Origin of the sequence: Pseudomonas sp. 7-41 (assembly GCF_021233075.1) — a bacterium.
Lineage (GTDB): Bacteria > Pseudomonadota > Gammaproteobacteria > Pseudomonadales > Pseudomonadaceae > Aquipseudomonas > Aquipseudomonas veronii.
This window is the reverse complement of record NZ_CP089551.1, coordinates 3153417-3176287: the sequence shown is the minus strand read 5'-3', so window position 1 is coordinate 3176287 and position 22871 is coordinate 3153417. Positions and strand designations below refer to the sequence as shown.

Sequence of the window (22871 nt, the reverse complement as noted above, 5' to 3'; positions counted from 1 at the left end):
CACGCGCCGGCAATCGCCGTTGTTATTTGGGCTTAGAGCTTGATCCAGGTGGCTTTGAGCTCGGTGTACTTGTCAAAGGCGTGCAGCGACTTGTCGCGGCCATTGCCCGACTGTTTAAAGCCGCCGAACGGCGCGGTCATGTCGCCGCCGTCGTACTGGTTGACCCACACGCTGCCGGCACGCAGGCCCCGGGCAAAGCGGTGGGCGCGGCTGAGGTCGGCGGTCCACACTGCGGCGGCCAGGCCGAAGATGCTGTCGTTGGCGATCGACAGCGCTTCTTCTTCGGTGTCGAAGCTGATCAGCGACAACACCGGGCCGAAGATTTCTTCGCGGGCGATGGTCATGGCATTGGTCACGCCGTCGAAAACCGTCGGTTCCACGTACTGGCCACCGGTGTCTTGCAGGGTGCGCTGGCCGCCAACCAAGAGTTGGGCGCCCTGCTCTTTGCCGATCTCGATGTAGCGCAACACGTTGTCCAGTTGCCGCTGATCGACCACTGCACCGACCTTGGTCGCCGGGTCCAGTGGATGCCCCGGCTTCCAGGCCTGGAACGCCTCCACCAGCAGCGCAATGAAGGGCTCGCGGATCGACCGCTGCACCAGCAGGCGCGAACCGGCCACGCAGACTTCGCCCTGGTTGAAGGCAATCGCTGCAGCCGCAGCGGCGGCGGCAGCGCGCAAGTCCGGGGCATCGGCGAACACCACATTGGGGCTCTTGCCACCGGCCTCCAGCCACACCCGTTTCATATTGCTCTGGCCGGAATACACCAGCAGTTGCTTGGCCACCGCGGTGGAGCCGGTAAAGGCCAGCACATCCACATCCCTATGCAAGGCCAGCGCCTTGCCGACGGTGTGACCGTAGCCCGGCAGCACGTTGAACACGCCTGGGGGAATGCCGGCCTCAAGCGCCAGTTGGGCCAGGCGAATGGCGGTCAGCGGCGACTTTTCCGAAGGTTTGAGGATGAATGAGTTACCCGCCGCCAGGGCCGGCGCGAACTTCCAACTGGCCATGATCATCGGGAAGTTCCACGGCACGATGGCCGCGACCACGCCGCAGGGTTCGCGGGTGATCAGGCCCAACTGGTCGTGGGGCGTGGGCGCCACTTCGTCGTAGAGCTTGTCGATGGCCTCGGCGCTCCAGCGGATCGCGTTGGCGGTGGCCGGTACGTCGATGGCCATGGAGTCGCCAATCGGCTTGCCCATGTCGAGGGTTTCCAGGAGCGCCAGTTCTTCCTGGTGTTCGAGGATCAGATCGGCGAAACGGATCAGCACGCGCTTGCGCGCCGCCGGGGCCTGCAAGCGCCAGATCCCGGATTCGAACGCCTGGCGTGCAGCGATTACCGCGGCGTCGGCGTCGGCCTCATCGGTGCTGGCGACCGTGGCCAGAAAACGCCCGTCCACCGGGCTGATGCTGTCAAAGGTTTCGCCGCTGGCGGCCCAACGGTATTCGCCGCCGATAAAGGCCCGGCCTTCAAGGTTCAGGGACTGGAAGTACTGCTCCCAGTCGTTGCGATGCTTGGTCATAGGGTGTGCTCAACGCAAAAAGTGGGAGGGCCGTCAGACCGTGTGCAGGTACCAGTTGTACTCAAGGTCGGAGATCGAGTTTTCGAACTCGGCCAGTTCGCTTTCCTTGCACGCGACAAACACGTCGATGTACAGCGGGTCGATGTACCGGGCCATGACCTCGCTGTCGTCCAGCTCGCGCAGGGCGTCGCGCAGGTTGTTGGGCAGGCTCTGCTCGTTCTGCTCGTAGGAGTTGCCTTCGACCGGCGCCCCCGGCTCGATCTTGTTGGTCAAGCCGTGGTGGATACCGGCCAATACCGAGGCCATCAGCAGATAAGGGTTGGCGTCGGCGCCGGCCACCCGGTGCTCGATACGCACGGCATCCGCCGCGCCGGTCGGCACGCGCACGGCAACGGTGCGGTTGTCGATGCCCCAGCTCGGCGAGTTCGGCACATAGAACTGCGCACCGAAGCGGCGGTAGGAGTTGACGTTCGGGCAGAGAAACGCCATCTGCGCCGGCAGGGTTTCCAGCACGCCGCCGATGGCGTGACGCAGGGCGTCGTTGGTCTCGGGGTCTTCGCTGGCGAAGATGTTGTTGCCCTGCTTGTCGAGGATCGAGATGTGTACATGCAAGCCATTACCGGCCTGGCCCGGGTAGGGCTTGGCCATAAAGGTGGTGTCCATCTCGTGGTCGTAGGCGATGTTTTTCACCAGGCGCTTGAGCAGTACCGCGTAGTCGCAGGCTTTGATCGGGTCGCTGACGTGGTGCAGGTTGACCTCGAACTGCGCCGGGGCGCTTTCCTTGACGATGGCGTCGGCAGGGATGCCCTGCTCTTTCGCGCCTTCGAGGATGTCCTGCAGGCAATCGACGTATTCGTCGAGGTCATCGATCAGGTAGACCTGGGTCGAATGCGGGCGCTTGCCGGAGATTGGCGAGCGCGGCGCTTGCGGACGGCCGTTCACGTTGTCCTGGTCGATCAGGTAGAACTCCAGCTCGAACGCGGCGCAAATGGTCAGGCCCAATTCGTCGAACTTGCTCACCACCTGGCGCAGCACTTCCCGTGGGTCGGCGAAGAACGGCTGGCCCTCGAGTTCATGCATGGTCATCAACAGCTGCGCGGTGGGGCGCTTCTGCCAGGGCTCGATGCTCAGGGTGTCGGGGATCGGGTAGCAGATGCGGTCGGAGTCGCCGATATCCAGGCCCAGGCCAGTGCTTTCCACAGTGGAGCCATTGATGTCCAGGGCAAACAACGACGCGGGGAGGTTGATGCCTTTTTCATACACCTTATGCAAGGCGGTGCGTTCGATACGCTTGCCGCGCACCACGCCATTCATGTCTGCAATCAGCAGATCGACGTACAGGACCTCCGGGTGTTTTTTCAGAAAGGCGTTGGCTTCGTTGAGCTGAACGGTACGCAGTGGGACCGACATGATGCACCTATGTGTTAATTATTATGTTCAAAGCTGTTTCGTGGCAGCAGTCAATCCGAAAGCCAAAGTGAAGTCAATAGCGAGAACGGGCACCACACGTTAATTATATTGGTAGCTATAGCACCAAAATTGGGCGCCAACCCAACCAATCAACACAAACACACTCGCAAGCGTTTAGAATTTTTTACATTGAAGTTGTTAATTAAAATCAACGGAGATAAGCTCTGGAAAAACTCGTTCCAGCGTGAATTTCGAGGTGATAAAAATGGCACTCAAGCCATTGATCGGTGTTACAGCGTGCGTCAAAGAGATTGGCTTGCACCCCTACCATGTCAGCGGCGACAAGTATTTGCGTGCTGTCAGCGTCGCGGCCCTCGGGCTGCCGGTGATCATTCCTTCCCTGGCGGACCTCTGCGAGATCAAGGACCTGCTGCACTACGTCGACGGCCTGCTGTTCACCGGCTCGCCGTCCAATGTCGAACCCTTCCACTATCAAGGCGCTCCCAGCGCGCCGGGCACCGCCCATGACCCGCAACGCGACGCCACCACCCTGCCCCTGTTGCGGGCTGCGGTGGCGGCCGGCGTGCCAGTCCTCGGCATCTGCCGCGGCTTCCAGGAAATGAACGTGGCCTTTGGCGGCAGCCTGCACCAGAAGGTGCATGAACTGCCGGGCTTTATGGACCACCGTGAAGCCGACGACCCGCGCCTCGACGTCCAGTACGCCCCGGCACACCCGGTGGCGATCCAGCCCGGCGGCATGTTCGAGGCCATGGGCCTGGCCGGCGAGATCCAGGTCAACTCGATCCACAGTCAGGGCATCGACCGCCTGGGTGACGGCCTGCGGGTCGAGGCCCTGGCCCCGGATGGCCTGATCGAAGCCGTTTCCGTGGAGCACAGCCAGGCGTTTGCCTTTGGCGTGCAGTGGCACCCGGAATGGCAGGTCCTGTCGAACCCGGCCTACCTGAGTATTTTCCAGGCCTTTGGCGATGCCTGCCGGCAACGTGCCGCGCAGCGTCAGCGCCTTTGACACCAGGCGGCGCGCACCGGGCCGCCAGCACTCGTTTTACCGATTGACACGCCCTGCCCACGCGGCGCGCGCACCTGTGTGCGCCTGCCGTGCGGCGTGAACGGCAATACCCGAACAACAACAAGCAAGGCCAGGCAGCCAGGACGGCGGTGCCGAATAAACCTGCATTGCACTGAGGGTGCAGGTTTGCAATCAACCTTATTACGTCGGGCCGCGTTGGCCCGACGACCTGTTGGGAGTTTCACATGGCAAACGCCTCCAGCATTTATCGCAAGGCACTGGAAGGTCATCAGCAACCGCAAAAGGTGCTGGTGAAGATCGACCGCGTGACCAAGAAGTTCGACGAAACCGTGGCCGTGGACGATGTGTCCCTGGAGATCCACCAGGGCGAGATCTTCGCCCTGCTCGGCGGTTCGGGTTCGGGCAAATCCACCCTGCTGCGCATGCTCGCCGGTTTCGAACGGCCCACCGAAGGCCGCATCCTGCTGGATGGCGTGGACATCACCGAGATGCCGCCCTATGAGCGGCCGATCAACATGATGTTCCAGTCCTATGCCCTGTTCCCGCACATGACCGTGGCCCAGAACATCGCCTTCGGCCTCAAGCAGGACCGCCTTCCAGCCGGCGAGATCGAGGCGCGGGTCGAGGAAATGCTCAAGCTGGTCCACATGACCCAATACGCCCGGCGCAAACCCCACCAGCTCTCCGGCGGCCAGCGCCAGCGTGTGGCCCTCGCCCGCTCCCTGGCCAAACGCCCGAAATTGCTGCTGCTCGACGAACCCATGGGCGCCCTGGATAAAAAGCTGCGCTCGCAGATGCAACTGGAACTGGTGGAGATCATCGAACGCGTCGGCGTGACCTGCGTGATGGTGACCCACGACCAGGAAGAAGCCATGACCATGGCCCAGCGCATCGCCATCATGCACTTGGGCTGGATCGCCCAGATCGGCAGCCCGGTGGACGTTTACGAAGCGCCGGTGAGCCGCCTGGTCTGCGAGTTCGTCGGCAACGTCAACATCTTCGACACCCAGGTGGTCGACGACGCCGAAGGCCACGCGGTGCTCAAGTGCGCGGACCTGGACCGCAACATCTACGTCGGCTACGGTATCGCCACCTCGGTGGAAGACAAGTCGGTGACCTACGCCATCCGCCCGGAAAAGCTGTTGGTCACCACCCAAATGCCGACCTGCGCGCACAACTGGTCCAGCGGCAAGGTCCACGACATCGCCTACCTCGGCGGGCACTCGGTGTTTTACGTCGAGCTGCCCAGCGGCAAGATCGTCCAGTCGTTCATGGCCAACGCCGAACGCCGTGGCTCCCGACCGTCCTGGGGCGACACTGTGTACGTGTGGTGGGAAGACGACAGCGGCGTGGTACTGCGGGCATGAGTACATCGACCATGAGCACTTTCCATCAAGCGTTGATCCGTGTGCTGCCCAGCGGTCGCAAGCTGGTGATCGGCATTCCCTTCCTCTGGCTGTTCCTGTTTTTCATGCTGCCGTTTTTCCTGGTGATGAAGATCAGCTTCTCCGAAGCGACCGTCTCGATTCCGCCGTATTCGCAGATCTACGGCTTCGTCGACCAGAAACTCCAGGTGCTGCTGAACCTGGGTAACTACAGCCTGCTGGGTGCCGACGAGTTGTACATCTCGGCCTACCTGGGCTCGCTGAAGATCGCCCTGCTCAGCACGCTGATGTGCCTGCTGATCGGTTTTCCCATGGCCTATGGGATTTCCAAGACCCGCAAGGAAATGCAAAACGTATTACTGCTGCTGATCATGATGCCGACCTGGACCGCGATCCTGATCCGCGTCTATGCCTGGATGGGCATCCTCAGCAATAACGGCCTGCTCAATGCGTTCCTGATGGGGTGCGGCCTGATATCGAGCCCGATTGAAATCCTCAACACCAACACGGCGGTCTACATCGGCGTGGTCTACGCCTACCTGCCGTTCATGGTGCTGCCGCTCTACGCCAACCTGGTCAAGCACGACCAGAGCCTGCTGGAAGCCGCCTCGGACCTGGGTTCGAGCAACTTCAACAACTTCTGGAAAATCACCGTGCCGCTGGCCAAGAACGGCATCGTCGCCGGCTGCATGCTGGTGTTCATTCCGGTGGTCGGCGAGTTCGTGATCCCGGAACTGCTGGGCGGCCCGGAGACCCTGATGATCGGCCGCGTGCTGTGGCAGGAGTTCTTCAACAACCGCGACTGGCCGGTGGCCTCCGCCCTGGCGGTGGTGATGCTGGCGATCCTGATTATTCCCATCGTGCTGTTCAACCGCAGCCAGGCCAAAGAAATGGAGGCACGGGCATGAAGCGTTTCAGTTTTTCGACCCTGATGCTGGTACTCGGCTTGTTGTTCATCTACCTGCCGATGCTGATTCTGGTGATCTATTCGTTCAACGCCTCCAAGCTGGTGACGGTCTGGGGCGGCTGGTCGCTCAAGTGGTACCTGGGGCTGTTGGACAACACCCAACTGATGGGTTCGGTGGCCCGCTCCCTGGAGATTGCCTGCTACACCGCCGTCGCCGCCGTGGCCCTGGGCACCCTGGCCGCGTTCGTGCTGACCCGGGTCACCCGCTTCAAGGGCCGGACCCTGTTCGGTGGCCTGGTGACCGCGCCCCTGGTGATGCCGGAAGTGATCACCGGGCTGTCGCTGCTGCTGCTGTTCGTGGCGATGGCGCAGATGATCGGCTGGCCCATGGAACGCGGCCTGGTGACGATCTGGATCGCCCACACCACGTTCTGCGCCGCGTATGTCGCGGTGGTCGTCTCGGCACGCCTGCGCGAGCTGGACCTGTCCATCGAAGAAGCCGCCATGGACCTCGGCGCGCGGCCACTCAAGGTGTTTTTCCTGATCACCATCCCGATGATCGCGCCGTCGTTGGCAGCGGGCGGCATGATGTCGTTCGCCTTGTCCCTGGATGACTTGGTGCTCGCCAGTTTCGTCTCCGGGCCTGGCTCCACCACCCTGCCGATGGAGGTGTTCTCTGCCGTGCGCCTGGGGGTCAAGCCGGAGATCAACGCCGTGGCCAGCCTGATCCTGATGGCGGTGTCGCTGATGACGTTCATGGTCTGGTATTTCAGCCGCAAGGCCGAAGCCAACCGCAAGCGGGCGATCCAGGAAGCCATGGACCAGACCGCCAGCGAAACCTGGCAGCCGCAACGCACGCCCGCGACGGCCTAGGCCGTCGTGTGTCACCCCAAATGAACCCCTGCGCACCTTCACTCGGCGCGCCCCGCTTCCGTTCCCGTCGCGCCTTACCACCGCGACCATTGCTGTGAACGGCTTTACCCGGCTCCCTCGGTCAGGGTGAACCCCTTGGCGCCTTCGGGCGCCTTTTTTGCGTTCAGTGGGCCGACAAAGCGCCTGGCCCCCTGGGTTTTTCATTGGTGCGCGGCACTGAGCAATTAAAAAGCTTGAGGATGCCCTGCACTTTCTGGCCCACTTGATCCTGCGCTCGTGCGAACCCGGCACCTCGTGGAACCCAAAATGACAACGCCCTACCCACCCTACATGGCCTTCGGACACCCCTTATGAACGCCAGCGTCAGCCACTGCGCTCTCCCGCTCGACTCAAGTATTGCCCGCCATGCCACGGGTGCCAGTTTCATCGATTGTCAGAGCACCTTCGCCGATGACCGCGAGCGCAGCGCGTTGCGGCATGGGCTGCGGCTGATGGCCCGGACACCGGTCTGGATCGACCGATTGATGGCGCTGCGCAATCGACTGGTGCAGGTGTTTGGCCTCAAAGACCTCGGCAGGCTGACACGCATCGACCTTGAGCGTGCGGACGCCGACTATCGGCCCGGCGACCGAGTGGGGATTTTCACGCTGGTGTCGCAAACCCCCGACGAAGTGCTGCTGGTCGACCAGGATCGGCACCTGGATGTGTACCTGGCCATCAACCTTATGCCACTCGACGCGCAAGGGGCGCGCCGGGTGGTGCTCTCCACCGTGGTCCGGCCGCACAACTGGCTGGGCCGCCTGTATATGCTGCCGGTGGCGCCGTTCCATCGCTTTATCGCGCCACGCATGCTGGCCATGCTCAATCAGCGCTAGCGTGGCGTTCGGCGCGGGGCAGCCTCAACGAGGGAGATCGGTCCAGCCGGGAAATCCCTCTTCGAGAGTGGCGATACTGCCGTCATGCATGTACGCCGACCCAACTCGACTTTGACCATGGAGCCCCCCGCAACGCCTGACGAACCTCGTCAACAGGCACAAGCGGGCTTAGACAAACGCGGTCATGCGCGATCCGCAGCAACCAGCCGCCTTCAGAGCCTGAGCTGCTCGACCTGCCCTTCCAGCACCCGTGCCAACTGCCGCAACGCGTCGCTGGAATCACGCGTGCTGACGCTGGACGCGCCGCTGACCGTCACCAGCGTATGGATGCGCGCCAGGGTGCGGCTGATTTCATCCGCCGTCACCGCCTGCTGCTCGGCCGCACTGGCGATCTGCAAGGTCATGTCGCTGACGGTCGCGGCCGACTGGGTGATCCGCTTCAAGGCGTCGCCCGCCCGCGCCGAGATCTCGACCGGCACACGTGCCGTTTCGACGTTTGCGACGATGCGCTCCAGCGCCCCACGGGCACCTGACTGCACCTGCTCGATGATCTGCTTGATCTCCACCGTGGAGGCCTGCGTGCGCTGAGCCAAGGTCCGCACCTCATCGGCGACCACCGCAAACCCCCGCCCATACTCGCCCGCCCGCGCGGCTTCGATTGCCGCATTGAGCGCCAGCAGGTTGGTCTGCTCGGCAATCGCGCTGATCACATCCAGCACACTGCCGACTCGGCTGGAGTCAGCCTCCAGTTGCTTGACCAGTGCATGGGTGCCGAACAGCGCCTCGACCAATTGCTGGATAGCGTCGATGGTCGACTGAACGATGTGCTGCCCGTCGCTGGCCTGCCCTTCGGCCAGCCGCGTGGCATCTGCCGCCACGGCGGCGTTGCGTGCGACATCCTGCACGGTGGCGACCATTTCATTCATGGCGGTGACCAGGCTGTCGGTTTCCAACAGTTGGTGATCGAGGCTGGTCTGGGTAGCCGCTGTGACCTCACCGAGGTCGTCACTCAGGCGCAACACCTGCCCGCTGGCCACTGCCGTGCCTCGACTGACTTCGTGGGCGGCGTGGATCAAGCAGTTGACACTGCGTGACAGTTGCGTGAGTTCGTCATTGCCAACGGCGGGCAGCCGTATCGTCAGGTCGGTTTGCCCGCTGACCGCTGCCCCCAGCACCTCGACCGTCTCACGCAGCGGCCGGGTAATGCTGCGGATGATCATCCAGGCAAACAGCATCAACCCGAGCAGCACCACGGCGCTGATCCATGCCGGCGCCACCAACACGCGGTTGACGACCCGTTGCACATCGCTGGGGTAGATGCCGCTCGCCACCACCCAGCCCCAGGGCTTGAACAGGCGCGCCTCAGACAGTTTGTATTCGGCCGGCGCGCCATTGGCACGGGGAAAGTAGTAATCCACCAACACCCGCCCCTGCTCGCGCGCGCCCTCCACGAACTGGCGGGAAAACGGCTTGCCGTTCTGGTCCTTGAAGTCGCCCAGCGCCTTGCCCACCAACGCCGGCGCCGTCGGGTGCATGATCATCCGATAGTCCAGGTCGAGGATCAGCAAATAGTTATCGCCCAGGTAGCGCAGGGTTCCGACCACCTCGGCGGCCTGGTGCTGGGCCAACGCCAGGCTCATGTGGCCGCTTTCCACTTGCCCGGCGTAGTACGCAAGGATCGAATTGGCGGTGTTCAGCGCGGTGTCGACGCCCGCCATTTTTTCTTCGAGCAACGAGCGCTGCAGCAACAGACCCAGCCAGATGGCCAGGCAAATGATCAACACGCCCAGGCCAACCACCAACGCGCCAATACGCGTGGTGATGCGCCATTTTCTAAGATTCAGCACGCAAGCCTCTCAGGATTCTTGTTCTTGGGCAGGCAAGCAAACCGGCGGCCTCGGGGAGCCGCCTGATTCACCTGGCCTGGGGGCACGCACGCTAAAAACGCGCACGGTCAGGCTCTAGACGAAGGCGTCGGCATAGAAGTCGGCCGCCTCCAGTTGCCGCAACTCGACGTAGTCGCGCCGCGCTGAATCAACCACGATCGGCGCGCCACAGGCATACACTTCAAACCCCTTGAGGCTCTGGAAGTCGCTCAGCACCTGGCGGTGGACGAAGCCCGTCGCGCCCTGCCAATCACAGGCCGGGATGGGATCGGACAGCACCGGGGTGTAGCGCAGCCAGGGCAACTGGGCCTCCCAGGCCAGCAACTGTTCATGCCGATAGAGATCCTCACGGCGCCGGCCGCCCCAGTACAGGTAAACCGGACGCCGGTTGTGCCCCTGTTCGCGCAGCTGTTCGAGCAAGGCCTGGATCGGCGCAAAACCGGTGCCGCTGGCCAGGAAGATCATCGGCCGCTCGCTGTCGCGCAGGTAGAACGAGCCGAACGGGCCTTCCATGCGCAGGATGGCCTTGGGTTGCAAGGCGTTGAACACATGCCCGCTGAACACCCCGCCGGGCATGTGCCGGATGTGCAGCTCCAACTGGTTGTCCCGTGGGGTGTGGGTGGCCATCGAATAGCTGCGCCGGCTGCCATCCTTGAGCAACACCTGCACGTACTGGCCCGGAAAATAAGTAAACCCGGCGCCCGGGGCGAGTGTCAGCCGCAGCACTGCAACGTCACTGCTGACCTTGTCGAGGCTGGCCACACGCACGCCCATCTGCTGGATGCCGATACCGCGCAACGCCGTCACTTCCGGCGCCTCGATCACCAGGTCGGAGCGCGCCGTGGCGCAGCAAAACAGCGCCAACCCCTGCGCCCGCTCGGCCGCGCTGAGCACCTCCAGCGGGCTGTCGCCGTGCTCCACTTCACCGCTGAGCACCTGGCCCTTGCAACTGCCGCACGTGCCGGTGCGGCAGCTGTGCTTGAGCATCAGGCCGTCAGCCAGCGCCGCGTCCAGCACGGTTTGTTCAGGCAGTAGCGGACAACTCAGGCCGACCGGAAGAATCTGCAGTTGATAGCTCATGCGCGCCTCCTCAGTGTGTGTGCTTGCCAGCGGCCAACAGGTCCAGCGCGACGTCGACGATCATGTCTTCCTGGCCGCCGACCATGCGGCGTTTGCCCAGCTCGACGAGGATGTCCACGGTCTTCAAACCGTACTTGGCCGCAGCGATTTCGGCATGGCGCAGGAAGCTCGAATAGACCCCGGCATACCCCAGCGCCAGGGATTCGCGGTCGACCCGCACCGGCCGATCCTGCAACGGCCGCACGATGTCGTCCGCTGCGTCCATCAAGGTGTAGAGGTCGGTGCCGTGGTTCCAGCCCAGGCGTTCGGCGGCGGTGATGAACACTTCCAGCGGCGCGTTGCCGGCCCCGGCGCCCATGCCGGCGAGGCTGGCGTCGATGCGGTCGCAGCCTTCCTCGACCGCGGTGATCGAGTTGGCCACGCCGAGCGAGAGGTTGTGGTGGGCATGCATGCCGGTTTCGGTTTCCGGCTTGAGCACGGCCTTGAACGCACGGAAGCGATCACGGATGTCCTGCATGTTCATCGCGCCGCCGGAGTCGGCCATGTACACGCAGGTGGCGCCGTAGCTTTCCATCAGCTTGGCCTGGGCGGCGAGCTGCTCGGCCGGGATCATGTGGCTCATCATCAGGAAGCCGACGGTGTCCATGCCCAGTTCGCGGGCGTATTCGATGTGCTGTCTGGAGACGTCGGCCTCGGTGCAATGGGTGGCGATCCGTACCACGCGGGCACCGGCGTTGTAGGCCGCCTTGAGGTCATGCACGGTGCCGATGCCGGGCAGCAACAGCGTGGTGATCTTGGCGTGGCTGATCACATCGGCGGCGGCTTCGATCCATTCCAGGTCGGTGTGCGCGGCGAAGCCGTAGTTGAAGCTTGAGCCTTGCAGGCCGTCGCCGTGGGCGACTTCGATCGAGTCGACCTTGGCCTTGTCCAGGGCACGGGCGATGTCCTGCACGTTCTGCAGCGAATACTGATGACGCACCGCATGGCTGCCGTCGCGCAGGGTCACGTCGGAGATGTAGATTTTCTTACCGTTCATGTCGCTCTCCTCAGGCCTGTTGCATCGACTGCGCCATGCGCTCGGCGGTAGCCAAGGCTGCGGAGGTCATGATGTCGAGGTTGCCGGCGTAGGCCGGCAGGTAATGGGCGGCGCCTTCGACTTCGAGGAACACCGAGGTTTTCAGGCCGGAGAATTTGCCCAGGCCAGGGATGTTCAGCGGCGCGTCTGTCGGGATCACGTCGAACTGCACGTTTTGCTTGAGGCGATAGCCCGGCACATAAGCCTGCACGGCCGCCGCCATTTCGACGATAGAGGCTTCGACCAGCGCCTGATCCGCCGCTTCGGACAGCACGAACACCGTGTCGCGCATGATCAACGGCGGCTCGGCCGGGTTCATCACGATGATCGCCTTGCCCTTGGCCGCGCCGCCGATCACTTCGATGGCCTTGGACGTGGTTTCGGTGAATTCGTCGATGTTGGCGCGGGTGCCGGGCCCGGCGGATTTACTCGCGATCGAGGCGACGATCTCGGCGTAATGCACCTTGGCCACGCGCGACACCGCGGCGACCATCGGAATGGTCGCCTGGCCGCCGCAGGTGACCATGTTGACGTTGAGCTGATCGAGGTTCTGCTCCAGGTTGACCACCGGCACGCAGTACGGGCCGATGGCTGCTGGCGTCAGGTCGATCAGGCGGATGCCGGGCTTGATCGCGCGCAGGAACGCATCGTTCTGCACATGCGCGCCGGCCGAGGTGGCATCGAAGACGAAGTCGATGTGCTGGAACACGTCCATGCGGGTCAGGCCTTCGACGCCTTCATGGGTGGTGGCCACGCCCATGCGCTGGGCGCGGGCGAGGCCGTCGGAGGCCGGGTCGATGCCGACCATGACCGCCATTTCCAGGTGTTTGGCGTTGCGCAGGATCTTGATCATCAGGTCGGTGCCGATGTTGCCGGAACCGATGATGGCGACTTTGAGTTTTGCAGGGTTCATACGGCTTCTCCGTAGACTTCAGCGAGGAGGATCACGCTGGGCTCGAGGCTGTCGGCGTACAGCCGCGTCACGGCCTCGGCGCGCAGGCTCAGCGCCATGCGCTGGTTGATGTAGCCTTTGTCGGTGATTTCGCCGTCGTTGAGGCTGGGCGGCGAGTCGAGAATCACCAGGCGCATGGCATGCTGGGACGACGCCGGGAATTCCTTGGCCAGCGCCAGCAGCCCCGAACACAAGGCCAGGCGCACCTCGGACTGCATCGCCAGTTGCGCGCCGCTCATCTGTTGTCCGGCAGCACCGAGCAGATCGCGCAGGGCCGGGCTCGGGTAGATCAGCGCACCGATCACGTCGCGATCATGCCCACAGATCACGCAATCGCAGACGTAAGGCGCCAAGGCACTGACCAGGCGCGGACGCAGGGTGCCCACCGATACCCAGGTGCCGCTGCTGAGTTTGAAGTCTTCAGTCACCCGACCGTCGAACTGCACCCCCAACTCCGGCCGCTGCGGGTCGACCAAGCGCCCCGCGTCGCCAATGCGGTAGAAGCCCTCCTCATCGAACGCGGCCAGGCTGCTGACCGGGTCCTTCAGGTAGCGCGGGAACACCGACGGCCCGCGCACGCGCATCTCCAGCTTGTCGCCGCAGGGCACGAACTTGAGCTGCGTGCCCGGCACCGGCAGGCCGATGATGCCGGCCTTGTCGGCGGCGAAATGCACGTTGGTGACCACCGGCGACGTCTCGGTCGAGCCCCACTCGGTGGCAAAGAACAGCGGGGTGTCGCGGACCTTGGTGGCACACGCCGCCAGCCGGCCCCAACTGCTCTGGGGCAGCGCGGCAGCGGCGTAGAACAGCATGCGCAGGCGCCCGAACAAGGCGCGCGCCAGTACCTCGTCGCGCTCGAGGTACGGCAGCAAGACCTCGTAGCCGCGCGGCACGTTGAAGTACAGGGTGGGTCGCACCGACTTGAGGTTTTCCACGGTGCGGTCGATTTGCCCCGGTAACGGCAGGCCGTCATCGATGTACAAGGTACCGCCGTTGCGCAGTACCAGGTTGAAGTTGTGGTTGGCGCCGAACACATGGCTCCAGGGCAGCCAGTCGAGCACCACCAGTTCTTCGTGCTCAAGAAAGCGCCAGCACTGGGCAATCGCCTGCTGGTTGGCGCAGAGCATGCCGTGGGTATTGACCACCGCCTTGGGCGCACCGGTCGAACCGGAGGTCATCAGGTAGCGCGCCGGGGTGTCGCCGTCGAGCCGTGCAAACGCTTGCATCACCGCTGGGCTTTCGGCCTTGTACAACAGCGGCAAGGCCAGCGCCCCGCGAATTTCCTGGGCGTTGCGCGCCGCCACCACCGGGCAATCCGGGTTGACCAACTCGATGGCACGGCAATAGGCATCGCCGTCGTTGACGAAAATCAGCGCCGGCTTGAGCACTTCGACAATCGCCTTGAGTTTGCTGCACCCGCTGCCGGTGTTGCGCGAGTACGCCACGGAAATCGTCGACACCGGGATGCCCACGTGCAGCGCCGCCAAGGTCAACAGCGCCTGGTCCAGATCGTTTTCCGAGAGCATCAGCAGCGGGCGCCCGGCCGGCAAGTCCAGCTCAAGCAAGCCCTGGGCCAATGCCCCCACGCGCTGGCGCACTTGGGCATAGTTCAGGCTGAACCAGCCGGCGCCGCGCCGCTCGGCCAGGTAGGCACGCTGCGGTGTCTGCACGGCCCAGTGTTCGAGCCACTGCCCGATACAGCGCGCATAGGGCTGCAGGGGTTCGGGGGAACTCAGCACGAAGCTGCCGTCGGCTCGTGCCTCATACAGCACCTTGGCAGGGGCCAATTGGGTCGGATCATTGAAAAAATCGTACATTGCACGCCCTCGTGAATACGGCAGGCCATCAGCCCGCTGCTCACTCGTTTTATTGTTGTAATCGCCACCGGGTCGTCAGCCCGGTAGCAGGGTTGTTGCCTGCCGGCCTCAGCCGAAACGACAGCTCACTTCACCCAGGCGGGTGAGGCGCAAGCGCAGGCTGTCGCCCGCCACCACCGGCACCATAGGCCCGAGCGCGCCCGACAACAGCACGTCGCCCGCCTGCAACGGGCGCCCGGTCAGGGCCATGGTGCGCGCCAGCCACAGCGCAGCGTCGAGTGGGTTGCCCATGCACGCGGCCCCCACGCCGATGGCCGCCTGGGCCGCGTTCTTCTCCAGCAGCATGCCTTCGAGCGCCAGGTCCAGGCCGCGCAGGCTGACGGGGGTCTTGCCCAGCACGTAGAGGCCCGATGAGGCGTTGTCGGCCACAGTATCGACCAGGGTGATCTTCCAGTCCTCGATCGCCGAGTCGACGATTTCCAGGGCCGGCAGCACATGATCGACGGCACGCAGCAATTCGCCCAGGGTCGTATCGGGGTGAGGGAGATCGCGCCCCAGGACGAAGGCAATTTCGCCCTCGACCTTGGGCTGGATCAGCCGGGTGCTGTCGATGGTCTCGCCATCGCGGTATTCCATGTCGGCGAACAGCATGCCGAAATCGGGCTGATCGACGCCCAACTGCTGCTGTACCGCCAGGGACGTCAGGCCGATCTTGCGCCCGCTCAGGCGCCGACCGGTAGCCAGGGCGGCCTGGGTGTTGATCTCTTGCACGGCGTAGGCGTCGTGCAACGACTGGATGTCGAAACGCTCGGAAATGCGTGGGCAAGGGCTGCGGCTTGACCGCGCCAGGGCCAGCGCAGCGGCGGCGGCCTGAAGGTTTTCGTGGTGCATGGGGTTGCTCCTGAACGGTTCTGGATGGCTCACAACTGACGTGCGCGGCTTTCGCGATAACCCTGGTGCAACTCGTCCACCAGTTGCGCCACGCTGTAGGTGCCGGTGATCTGGCCTACGCCCTGGCCGGCCGACCACACATGTTTCCAGGCCTTGTTGGCAGTGGAGATGTCACCGGAAAAGTCGATGCTGGCGCGGTTTTCGGCGCTGGGGTCGATACCGGCCTTTTCCAGCGACGGCCGCATCCAGTTGGCAAGCACGCCGCTGACCGCCTTGGTGGTGGTCACGTCATCCAGCGAGCAGGCCACCAGCATGTCGCGGTAGGCGGCTTCCACCAGGCTTTCATGGGCGGCAATCAGGCGGGTTCCGACCAGCGAGAAATCGCAGCCCAATACCTGCGCCGCATGGATGTCGCGGCCGTTGGAAATCGCCCCGGCCAAGCCCAGAGGGCCGTCCCAGAACTGGCGCACTTCGGCGACGAAGGCGAACGGGTTGTAGCTGCCGGTATGCCCGCCCGCCCCGTTGCACACCAGGACCAGGCCATCGACGCCAGCGGCCACCGCCTTGCGCGCCAGTGCCGGGCTGATCACGTCGGCGATCACCACGCCGCCATAAGCGTGTACGGTTTCAAGGACGCGCTTGGGGCTACCCAGGGCTGTGGACACGATGGGCGGCTGATAACGGCGCACCAACTCAAGCTCGGCGTCGAAGCGGTCGTAGGTGCTGTGTACGATCATGTTGAGCATCCATGGCGCCCACTGCTCGCCGCGTTGCTGCGCCAGCTCACGCTCGCGGCTGATCTGCTCCAGCCATTCCTGCAATTGTTCGACCGTTCGCGCATTGGGCGCCGGAAGGCTGCCGACGATGCCGGCCTGGCAGCAGGCGGCCACCAGGCCCGGCCCCGACACCAGGAACATCGGCGCCGCGAGGACCGGGAGGTTGAGCCCGGCAAACAGGTTCAGGAGTTGCTGTTGCGGTGCACTCAGGCTTGTTCTTGTCATCACGCATCTCTCTTATTCTAGTTATCAAGGCGTCGGCCTGGCTCAGGCCTTGCGCGGCTTGGCTGCACCGGCACTGCGGATCTCCCAGCCGCCATCGCTGTGGATGATGTTCGCCGTGGTCAGGCCGGAATTTTCCCGCGAGGCCAACAGCACGTAGTGCCCGGTGTGGTCTTCGGGCTCGGCAATCCGTTGCAACGGCACCGCCTGCGCCGCACCGGCTTCGAAGCCCGGGATCTGGTTCAGCGGCACACTGCGGCTGTTCAAGCCTTCCAGGCTTTTCATCGGCGTGTTGGTCGCCCCCGGAGCCACGCCGTTGACGCGGATCTCCGGCGCCAGCTCATAAGCCAGCTGGCGAATCATGCCCACCAACGCATGCTTGGCGGTGACGTAGAGAATGCCACCGCCGCCGGCATAAAAGGCACTGTTGGAGAGGGTAAAGATCATGCTGCCCCGGGTTTCGCGCAGTGCCTCGATCGAGGCTTGCGCGCCCAGCAGATAACCCTGCACGTTGGTGGCGAAGAGTTTCTGGAAGGCGCCCTCGAACTCTTCCGGGGCAATACGGTCCAGGCGCGTGAAATAATCGAACACGGCAGCGTTGCCAACGAAGGTGTCAAGCCTGCCAAACGCCTCAAGGGTCGCCGCCACCGCACGCTGATTGTCCTGATACCGCGACACATCCCCCTCAATCGTGATGACCGCGTCGCCAAGCGTGTCAGCCAACGCGGCCAGTTGCGCCGCATCGCGGCCCATGACCGCGACGCGCGCGCCCTCGGCCACGTAACGACGGACGATGGCGCTGCCAATCCCGCCGGTACCGCCGGTGACCAATGCCACCTGCCCTTTTAACCAAGCCATATGCCAGCCCTCAGAGGAAGGTGTTGATGTTCTTGCACAGCAACATCGCGTTAGGGATCAGGATCTTGCGCTTGAGCAACTTGAGGCCGTCGGCCTCCAGGCGCAGTACATCCTCGCGCCGGCCGGCGATCTGGTGATGCTCGTCCAGGCCGCGGCTGCGCACGTTGATAAAGCACGAGTAGGCCAGGTATTCGCCCGGCGCCGGGCCGGCATACACTTCGATATTGCTGATCAGGTGAACGTTGCGCGTCGGCGGGTTCTCGGCCCAGGCCGACGGCTGCTTGAAGCGTGCCACGCGGCGCTTGAGTTCGCGCATGCCGTCATCGAAGAAGGCCATGTGTTCCAGGCGATAGGGCCCGGATTTGTCCTCGCGGCGCCGGTTCTCGATGCCCGGCATCCAGTAGTGGATGGCTTCACTGAGACCGTGCAGCCACGCGTCCCAGCATTCGCCGTCGAGCAGGCGCGCTTCGCGCAGCAGGAACTGTTCGACGCGGCGGGTTTCCTCGACTGAAACGAGGCTGTCCTGTTGTTCGTGTGTCATCTGGCCCCCCTCAGCGCAGCGTGCCGTTGCGGTCCGGAACATCGGCCCAGGTCGGAGCCTGCAGCAGGTCCTTCCAGCGCTGATAGAACGCCCGCGCATTACATTCGTTGAGCTGGCCCTTGAACACATTGCCGGGCAACTCGCTGTTTTCGAGACGGGTATGCATGCCCAGGCCGACGTACAGGTCCTGATAACGCGTGACCACGCCACGGCTGCTCTTGGTGCAGTACTCCCAGTTCTCGCCGTCGTCCATCTCGAACACCCCGGTGGGCGAGAACGTCATCATCGCGCCGCGCCGCCACTTGTCCTTGATCTCCTGCGGGGCGTTTTTGTTGACGATCACCCAGGTGAACAGCTCGATCTTGTGCGGGCCGCGCGGCTGCCAGATGCGAACGGTGTTTTGCCCCGGCAGAAAGGAAAAGTTGGGGAACACGGTGAACGAGGAAATCGCCCCGATCAGCCGCGAGCGGAATTCGCCGAGGCGGTCCGCCACCTTGGGACGCAGCACGTGCAGGTATTTGTTGATGTCTTTCTCGCCCAGGGTCGCGGCGTTGCCGACCACGTCGGTGGCGAACTCATAGCCGTGGCCATTCCAGTTCACCGAGTACGACTCGGGCAACTCGCCGACATTCGCCACCGGCCCGCCGAGCATGGCCTTGGCCGCCGAATCGTGGGTCCAGCCGCCGTGCAGGATGTCACCGACGAAGTTCTCGGCGGCGATCTTCCAGTTGCACTCAATGGTGGAGCGGATGCAACCACCGAGAAACTCGCTGCCGCCTTCATCCATGTCGAGCATCACGTCCATGTACCAGGTCATCGGCCCGAGGTATTCCTCCAGGGTCGGCGCATCGCTGGCAAACGTGGCGAAAACCAGGCCTTTATAGCTGGCGACACGCGCCTCGCGCAGGCCGTGCCTGGACTTGTCGAACTGGCTTTCTTCGTAGCATTTGGACTCGTGCATGCCCATCAGCCGGCCGCCATCGGCACCGAACGACCAGCCATGGTAGTTGCAGATAAAGCCGCGGGCGTTGCCGGCCTCGGCAAAGCACACCTTGTTGCCACGGTGCGGGCAGGCATTGAGGAAGACCTTGATCGAGGCGTCCTTCTGGCGCACCACCAGCACTTCGTCTTCACCCATCGAGGTGGTCAGGTAGTCGCCGGACTTGGGCAGCTGGGACTCGTGCGCGACGAACAGCCAGCAGCGCGCGAAGATTTTCTCCAGCTCCTGCTCGTAGATCGCCGGGTCCCAGAAGACCTTGCCGGACAGGCGCCCTTCCTCCATGTCGCAGATACGGTCGAGGTTGCCCAGGGCGGGTGTGCTTTCAATGGTTCTGAGCGGTATGTGTTTGTTGTTATCCATGGTTCAGACTCACAGGAATACGGTTGGACAGCGGCCCGGTCACACCGGGCTGTTGGCGGCGGCCAGCGCCTCGTCAGCCTCCAGGGCGATGTCGGCGAACACCTCGCGGTCGGTGACGATGACCTTGTAGGTGCGCAAGTGGCGCTCGCAGGGAAACGTCACCGCCTTGCCGCTGGGTACATGGAACTGGCCCCAGTGGACCGGGCAGGTAATCAGGTCGTCTTCCAGGTCGCCCTCGGCCAGCGAAGCGGTGGCGTGGGTACACATGTCGGTGGTGGCGTAGAACGTGCCCCCCAGGTTGTAGACGCAGATGGCGTCGCCCTCGCGGTGGGCAACCTTCTTCAGCTCCCCTGGCGCCAGCTCATCACGTTGGCAAAGTAATACACGGCTCATGCTCGGCCCTCACACTCAGTTGCACAAAGCCCAGCCCGGTGACCCAGGCGGGTACGGCTTCATAGGCAATCACTTCGCCCTGCGGGCGCTCGATGGCGGCCAGGGCGCAGGCGAAGTTACGGATTTCCATCGCGCCGTTGCCGGCCCGACGCAGGATCTCTTCGTCGCTGTAGGCGCACAGCGCTTGCAAGTCGCCATTGACGCCGAGGGCGAGAATCTCGCGATCGAAGTCTTCAGCCACCCGGCCCATCTCGGCGGTGCCGACCCAGTGACTGATCCCGCCACTGCCGATAATCACCACACGCTCGTCGGCATCGAACGCTTCGACGGCCGCCCGCAGCTGCCGGCCGAGGTCGGCCGACCGCTGGAGCGAGATGTACGGGTCAACGCCGCACGCCAGGTACACCGGGATGCTCGGCAACTCACGCCCGAGCAAGGCCTCGGCCGGCTTGACCACCAGTTGGTGCGGAATGGAAAAGGAATGGTCGACGGTAAAACTGCGCGCCACGGTCCAGTCCACGCCCTGCCCATCGCCGTGCTCGACAATGTGCGTGGCCAACGCTTGATGGTTGCGCACCGCGCCACGTTCCAGGCCCGGCAGGCGATCGATGGGGCCATCCACATCGCCGGTGCCGATCACATAGCGCGGCAGGCAATGGGTGCCGAACAGAATGTAATGGTCGCAACCGACGATGATCACCGAGGTCGGCTGCAAGGCCGCCAGGCGTTCGGCGCAGGCTTCGTATGCAGCCCATACCGCCTCACGTTGCGCCAACGGCGGCGCGTCGGGTGCCACGAACATTACCGGGTCATGCGGCATCCAGAAGCCGCCTACTATCTTGCCCATCGGTTCACCCCTTGAGCGCGGCGGAAAATCCCGCGCTGTGTTCGTCGGTAGCGCCCAGGCGCTGTTTGTAGAGGCTCATGTTGCGGTCAGGGGCAAGCTCCTGCCAGAAGCCCATGGTCAGCATCGGGTTGACCCCGGCCGCCTGCAGCCCGGCAACATCGAACTCCACGATCATGCGGACCTCGGCCTCCTCCAGGGCAAAACGCCCGAGGAACCCGACCGCGTCCTGCCGAAAGCGCTCTTTGGCGACACGCTCGACGCACAGCTGCCAGAGCGCACGCTCCATAACGTTTCTGCTCATACCGGCCTACTCGCTGAGGAAATCGCGGACCAGCGCGGCAAAGCGGCGCGGCTGCTCGCTCTGCACCCAGTGCCCACAGCGCCCGAACAGGTGCAGGTCGGCATCGGGAATGCTGTTGGCGATCAGCAGCCCGCACTCGGGCGGCACCACGCGGTCTTCACGGCCGTGTACCACCAGCGTCGGCGCGACGATCTTGGCCAACGCGGCCGCAGGAAAACCCTTGACCAGGGTCGGACCGTCGGCGGCCGGCTGCGGGATCAGTTTGCGTAGCGCCTGCTGGGCACCAGGGCGCGCACTGGCTTCGTAACGTGCCTGCACCATCGCCTCGGTAATCAGCGATACGTCATAGGGGAACAGCTTCATCAGCTCGCGCATGTTGTCCAGCGATGGCTCGTATTCCCAGGCGCCGCGCAAGCCTGGGGTCTGCACGAACTCACCGGCCGGGGTGCCGAGCAACACCAGCTTGTTGACGCGCTCCGGTGCGAACACCGCCAGGCCGATGGCCAGCGCGCCGCCAAACGAATTGCCGACGAACGAGGCTTTTTCGATGTCCAGGGCATCCATGATGCCGAGCAGATGGTTGACCCACAGCTTGATGTCGTACTTGGCGTCGTCCTTGAACTCGGTGAAGCCGAAGCCGGCGATGTCCGGCACGACCACGCGCCAGCGATCAGCGAACACCGGCACGGTATTGGCCCAGTTGGCCCAGCCCGATACACCGGGGCCCGAACCATGCAACAGGAACAAGGCCTCGCCCTGACCGGCTTCGTGGTAGTGAGTCTGGTGCCCTGCTGCAAGCAGAGTCTTGGGATTTGCGCTCATGTCGGCCTCCGGTTCTTATTCTTAACATACAGATGTGTATCTGTATGCTATTTACCGATTTGACCTGCGTCAATTAAAAAAACGTGGCTTTGTGCAAATAATCTAAAAGCCAACCTACACACATGTACTCTAGAATCCGAGCACACGCAGCCCCCATGCGCGGGCCACAGTCGGTGCGCTGGCAATAGCTTCGTCGTTGCGCCGGGCGTTAGAATGGCGGCTCGCTGCCAAGGCGGGCGTCGAACGCTGCTGTGCCCTGGCGCTTATCCAGCTTGTTGGACAAGGCCCCTAGACAATGTCATCACGCACCAACCTCACGCGGGAAGATTGGATTCATGCGGCACAGGAAGTCCTGGTTACCAGCGGCGTCGACGCTGTGCGGGTCGATACCCTGGCCAAGGAATTGAAGATCACCCGTGGCAGCTTCTACTACCACTTCAAAAGTCGCGGGGAACTGCTCGAAGGCATCCTCGGCAACTGGCGCGCACGCGCCACCGAAGATGTGATTCTGCACCTGCGCAATGCCCACAGCTCGCCGCTGCAACAACTGCATCGCCTGCTCGAACTGCCCTCCCACGGGCAGACCGCCAAGGACGCCGCCTCGATCGAGCTGGGCATTCGCGGCTGGGCCCGCCGCGACAAGCAGGCGCGCCAGGCCATCGACGAAGTCGACAGCCACCGCCTGAGCTACATCGAAGGCCTGCTGATCCAGGCCGGCGTGCCCAGTGGCGATGCCCAGGACCGCGCCTACCTGATCTATGCCTACCAGATCAGCCTGTCATTGCTGCACAGCGAAGACACCCCGCAACAACGCCTGGAACGCAGCCAGCGCATGGCCGGCATCCTGATCCCCGAATCCTGCACCCTCCCCGCCTGAGCCCGGATGCCGACCTGCGTCGGCATTCATAAAAATACATAAATGTATCTTTCAAGATCACGAAGCAGCACGCGCACTGGGTACTGAACTTTTCAGATGAAAAAGATTATTTTATTTTTTTATCTAAAAACAACAACATAGATTAGAAACCC

General features: G+C 63.5%; 22 protein-coding genes. 6 read left to right on the top strand and 16 right to left on the bottom strand.

The window, feature by feature from the left end; translation table 11 throughout:
* Positions 1 to 32 precede the first annotated feature (32 nt).
* On the bottom strand, positions 33 to 1523 hold the full coding sequence (locus LQ249_RS14270) for an aldehyde dehydrogenase (RefSeq protein WP_126589433.1): 1491 nt from the start codon (positions 1521 to 1523) through the stop codon (positions 33 to 35).
* Positions 1524 to 1556: 33 nt separating this feature from the next.
* Positions 1557 to 2933 (bottom strand): glutamine synthetase family protein, encoded by a 1377-nt coding sequence (locus LQ249_RS14265; RefSeq protein ID WP_017845581.1) that lies wholly within the window; start codon positions 2931 to 2933, stop codon positions 1557 to 1559.
* Between the two features lie 265 nt (positions 2934 to 3198).
* On the opposite strand from LQ249_RS14265, the gene LQ249_RS14260 reads away from it, so the two are divergent.
* The 5 genes from LQ249_RS14260 to LQ249_RS14240 all read left to right on the top strand — a co-directional run bounded on the left by LQ249_RS14260 (position 3199) and on the right by LQ249_RS14240 (position 8021).
* A complete protein-coding gene (locus LQ249_RS14260; protein WP_057004033.1) occupies positions 3199 to 3960 on the top strand; it encodes a gamma-glutamyl-gamma-aminobutyrate hydrolase family protein in 762 nt (253 codons plus the stop codon).
* A gap of 245 nt (positions 3961 to 4205) precedes the next feature.
* Positions 4206 to 5348: an ABC transporter ATP-binding protein gene (locus LQ249_RS14255; protein ID WP_046383267.1), complete on the top strand. Its 1143-nt coding sequence runs from the start codon at positions 4206 to 4208 to the stop codon at positions 5346 to 5348.
* 44 nt (positions 5349 to 5392) lie between these two features.
* A complete protein-coding gene (locus tag LQ249_RS14250; RefSeq protein WP_162231507.1) occupies positions 5393 to 6274 on the top strand; it encodes an ABC transporter permease subunit in 882 nt (293 codons plus the stop codon).
* Positions 6271 to 7146: an ABC transporter permease subunit gene (locus LQ249_RS14245; protein WP_046383265.1), complete on the top strand. Its 876-nt coding sequence runs from the start codon at positions 6271 to 6273 to the stop codon at positions 7144 to 7146. Before LQ249_RS14250 ends, LQ249_RS14245 begins: the two co-directional genes overlap by 4 nt.
* A 350-nt stretch (positions 7147 to 7496) precedes the next feature.
* A complete protein-coding gene (locus tag LQ249_RS14240) occupies positions 7497 to 8021 on the top strand; it encodes a DUF2867 domain-containing protein (RefSeq protein WP_057004031.1) in 525 nt (174 codons plus the stop codon).
* A 212-nt stretch (positions 8022 to 8233) separates the two neighbouring features.
* On the opposite strand, the gene LQ249_RS14235 is transcribed toward LQ249_RS14240, so the two are convergent.
* The 14 genes from LQ249_RS14235 to LQ249_RS14170 all read right to left on the bottom strand — a co-directional run bounded on the left by LQ249_RS14235 (position 8234) and on the right by LQ249_RS14170 (position 21842).
* Positions 8234 to 9868 (bottom strand): methyl-accepting chemotaxis protein, encoded by a 1635-nt coding sequence (locus tag LQ249_RS14235; protein ID WP_126589435.1) that lies wholly within the window; start codon positions 9866 to 9868, stop codon positions 8234 to 8236.
* Between the two features lie 114 nt (positions 9869 to 9982).
* Complete coding sequence (locus tag LQ249_RS14230) at positions 9983 to 10987, bottom strand: CDP-6-deoxy-delta-3,4-glucoseen reductase (RefSeq protein ID WP_232566565.1); 1005 nt, start codon at positions 10985 to 10987, stop codon at positions 9983 to 9985.
* A gap of 10 nt (positions 10988 to 10997) precedes the next feature.
* Positions 10998 to 12023, bottom strand: a complete 1026-nt coding sequence (dmpG, locus tag LQ249_RS14225; RefSeq protein WP_232566564.1) for a 4-hydroxy-2-oxovalerate aldolase — start codon at positions 12021 to 12023, stop codon at positions 10998 to 11000.
* Positions 12024 to 12033: 10 nt separating this feature from the next.
* The gene (locus tag LQ249_RS14220) at positions 12034 to 12975 is read right to left on the bottom strand and encodes an acetaldehyde dehydrogenase (acetylating) (protein WP_046383260.1); all 942 of its coding nucleotides are present in this window, start codon (positions 12973 to 12975) and stop codon (positions 12034 to 12036) included.
* Entirely contained in the window at positions 12972 to 14831 is a 1860-nt protein-coding gene (locus LQ249_RS14215; RefSeq protein WP_232566563.1) for a feruloyl-CoA synthase, read from the bottom strand. Before LQ249_RS14215 ends, LQ249_RS14220 begins: the two co-directional genes overlap by 4 nt.
* Positions 14832 to 14939: 108 nt before the next feature.
* Positions 14940 to 15722, bottom strand: a complete 783-nt coding sequence (locus LQ249_RS14210) for a 2-keto-4-pentenoate hydratase (protein WP_232566562.1) — start codon at positions 15720 to 15722, stop codon at positions 14940 to 14942.
* Positions 15723 to 15751: 29 nt separating this feature from the next.
* Positions 15752 to 16723: an NAD(P)H-dependent flavin oxidoreductase gene (locus LQ249_RS14205; protein WP_126589493.1), complete on the bottom strand. Its 972-nt coding sequence runs from the start codon at positions 16721 to 16723 to the stop codon at positions 15752 to 15754.
* Positions 16724 to 16765: 42 nt separating this feature from the next.
* Positions 16766 to 17578, bottom strand: coding sequence for a 3-(cis-5,6-dihydroxycyclohexa-1,3-dien-1-yl)propanoate dehydrogenase (gene hcaB / locus LQ249_RS14200; protein WP_046383256.1), 813 nt, complete (start codon positions 17576 to 17578; stop codon positions 16766 to 16768).
* 10 nt (positions 17579 to 17588) lie between these two features.
* Entirely contained in the window at positions 17589 to 18119 is a 531-nt protein-coding gene (locus LQ249_RS14195; RefSeq protein WP_017847309.1) for a 3-phenylpropionate/cinnamic acid dioxygenase subunit beta, read from the bottom strand.
* A 10-nt stretch (positions 18120 to 18129) separates the two neighbouring features.
* Positions 18130 to 19479, bottom strand: coding sequence for an SRPBCC family protein (locus LQ249_RS14190; protein ID WP_057005521.1), 1350 nt, complete (start codon positions 19477 to 19479; stop codon positions 18130 to 18132).
* 39 nt (positions 19480 to 19518) lie between these two features.
* Positions 19519 to 19872 carry a non-heme iron oxygenase ferredoxin subunit gene (locus LQ249_RS14185; RefSeq protein WP_017847307.1) on the bottom strand — a complete coding sequence of 118 codons (354 nt, stop codon included), beginning with the start codon at positions 19870 to 19872 and terminating at the stop codon, positions 19519 to 19521.
* Positions 19844 to 20719: a protocatechuate 4,5-dioxygenase subunit beta gene (locus LQ249_RS14180; RefSeq protein WP_017847306.1), complete on the bottom strand. Its 876-nt coding sequence runs from the start codon at positions 20717 to 20719 to the stop codon at positions 19844 to 19846. The genes LQ249_RS14185 and LQ249_RS14180 overlap by 29 nt, the downstream gene beginning before the upstream one ends.
* 4 nt (positions 20720 to 20723) lie before the next feature.
* A complete protein-coding gene (locus LQ249_RS14175; protein ID WP_032804499.1) occupies positions 20724 to 21020 on the bottom strand; it encodes an extradiol ring-cleavage dioxygenase in 297 nt (98 codons plus the stop codon).
* A gap of 6 nt (positions 21021 to 21026) precedes the next feature.
* Positions 21027 to 21842: an alpha/beta fold hydrolase gene (locus LQ249_RS14170; RefSeq protein WP_017847304.1), complete on the bottom strand. Its 816-nt coding sequence runs from the start codon at positions 21840 to 21842 to the stop codon at positions 21027 to 21029.
* Between the two features lie 295 nt (positions 21843 to 22137).
* On the opposite strand from LQ249_RS14170, the gene LQ249_RS14165 reads away from it, so the two are divergent.
* Complete coding sequence (locus LQ249_RS14165) at positions 22138 to 22719, top strand: TetR/AcrR family transcriptional regulator (RefSeq protein WP_017847303.1); 582 nt, start codon at positions 22138 to 22140, stop codon at positions 22717 to 22719.
* The last annotated feature ends 152 nt before the right edge of the window (positions 22720 to 22871 follow it).